Genomic DNA, 1997 nt, shown 5'->3' with positions numbered 1-1997 from the left:
GGCCAGGGCGTGCCAGGTGGTGATGCTGCCGGTGGTGCGGCCGTGTTCGAGGTCGATGAGGGTGCGCCTGGCCAGGCCGCTGCGTTCGGCGAGTTCGTCGAAGGTCCATCCGCGCTGACCCCGTAGCCGTGCGAGTTCGACTCGCAGGGCGGTGAGGTTGGGGTCGGGCGGGATGATCGTCACTCCACCATCCGACGGTGCAGACCTCTGCCCTGTCAGTGCAGACTTCTGCACTATTTGCCTCGGAGGATCGCGGACAGTGACGGTGCACTGGTCTGCATGAACGCGTGTCCGCTCCGGGTGCCTGCTGTGCGGCAGCCCGGCCCCAGGGACAAGACAGGAGGAGAGCCAGCCCATGAGGCTCGCCGGCGCCGCGGTACGGCGCGTCTGGACGGTGGAACTGCGCCCGGGGCCGGGTGGGCCTGCACTGGTCTGCGTCCGCTGCACCAACCACACGGTTTCCCCTAGGGCGGCGTCTGCAAGGTCTGCCGCCCTGGCTCATCTGGCCTGTCACGCCCGCGCCGATGCGCTGCCCGCGCATCTGCGGATCTGCCAGTGCCGGTCGCTTGGCTGCCTGTGGCATCGGCGTCACCGCGGGTGCGCCGGTCCTGTCCTGCTGGCCCTCACCCGCGACGACGGCGGCCGCGTCTGGCGGCTGGCCGACACCTGCGCGGCCTGCGCGGCCGCGACCGGCAACACCTCCGTCGTCCCCTGCACTGTGCTCGGCACTCCGCACTCCCCCGCTTCACCGCCTGCAGCTGCGACCGCGGCTGCACACCGCGTGCACCGGCCCGCCGCGGAGGAAGGAATGCGCGTGCGGGAGATGCTCACCTACCTGGCCACCGCGCTTCCAAAGTGCACCTCTCCCGCCGGCCGGCTGCTGGCTCTGCAGTGCGCACTGCGGGCCGACACCGGCGGCCTTGTCCGGCTGCCCGCAGGCTTGCTGCGCGGCATGCGGCTGCGCGGGCGCGCCGAGGCCTGGGAGGAGTTGGCTCACGGCCGCTGGTTGCTTCCACCGGACCTCAGGGCCGCACCGGTGACGGTGCAGTTGCTCGATGCCGCGGTCCGGGACCAGGCGCCCGGCCGCACTGCTCGGCGCCGGGCCGCCCACTGGGCCCTGCGACCCGGGCCGCCGGCCCTTCCCGGGGCCACGCCTCCCGCGGTACGGCTGATTGCGCTCGTCCTGGCCGCGCACCTGTCATCTCGCGCCGCGCACACCATCGAGATGGATGTACTGGCCCGTCTGTGCGGCCACTCTCCACATCAGACTGCCGAGCTTCTCGACCGGTTGGTCGCCAGCCACGTGCTGACCTCTTGGCAGCACCGCCTGGACACCGACGAGGTGACCTGGGTCCTGCCCCACGGGCACTCGGCAAGGACTGCTTCCCCTAGGCTCAGTTGACGCAACACAGCCCTGCCCAAGGAAGCTGGCCCGGAGCTGAGCCGGGGATGTGGGTCACCTGTTGCTCAGGCTTGACTCTTTCCGGGCTCAGGGACGAGATGCCCACTTTAGAGGTGGGCAACGAAGCACGTTGCCGTCTTTCGGTTGTTCGAGTCTTCGGCGGCCCTTGATGGGCAGACTGGCGGGGGGCGTGCCCTGGCAGGCGAGGGCAAACGCGGCGAGCACCTTCCGCTCCGCTCTTCCCACCTCCCACAGGTGTCCCATTTACCCGATTTGCCTGTTGCATTTGCAGGGTGACCAAGACGGTACTTCCCCGGGACGGGCCACCCGATCGAGTGACTCCGGTGAGTCATGAGCAGATGCCCCAGGGCCAGCTCAATGGGTTACGCCCTCAGCCATGAACGGCCCATGCTGCACATTCTCCTCCGGAAATGACAGGAGGCGATCGACGTGAGATCCGAAAGAGAACCGAAAAGTTCTCTGGCATATGCAGTCGGTCAACCGTGGCGCTTGGATTCTTGTTTACTCTGCGTCATATCCATTCCCATCATGCGTTGCATCAACGGAAACGGTGCAAGCGTGGACGAGATCGTTT

2 protein-coding genes are annotated in these 1997 nt (G+C 68.2%); one reads left to right on the top strand and one right to left on the bottom strand.

Going from position 1 to position 1997, the window contains the following annotated elements; genetic code table 11:
* Positions 1-183, bottom strand: a 183-nt coding sequence (locus ABD350_RS37765; protein ID WP_344353977.1) for a helix-turn-helix transcriptional regulator, incomplete at its 3' end; no start/stop codon positions are given.
* A gap of 631 nt (positions 184-814) precedes the next feature.
* Between ABD350_RS37765 and ABD350_RS37760 the strand changes: the two genes are divergently transcribed.
* Positions 815-1402 (top strand): hypothetical protein, encoded by a 588-nt coding sequence (locus ABD350_RS37760; RefSeq protein ID WP_344353975.1) that lies wholly within the window; start codon positions 815-817, stop codon positions 1400-1402.
* The last annotated feature ends 595 nt before the right edge of the window (positions 1403-1997 follow it).

The sequence above is a fragment of the Streptomyces nogalater genome (genome assembly GCF_039532885.1).
GTDB lineage: Bacteria > Actinomycetota > Actinomycetes > Streptomycetales > Streptomycetaceae > Streptomyces > Streptomyces nogalater.
The sequence above is the reverse complement of the archived record's forward strand: the minus strand, read 5'-3'. Positions and strand labels throughout refer to the sequence as shown.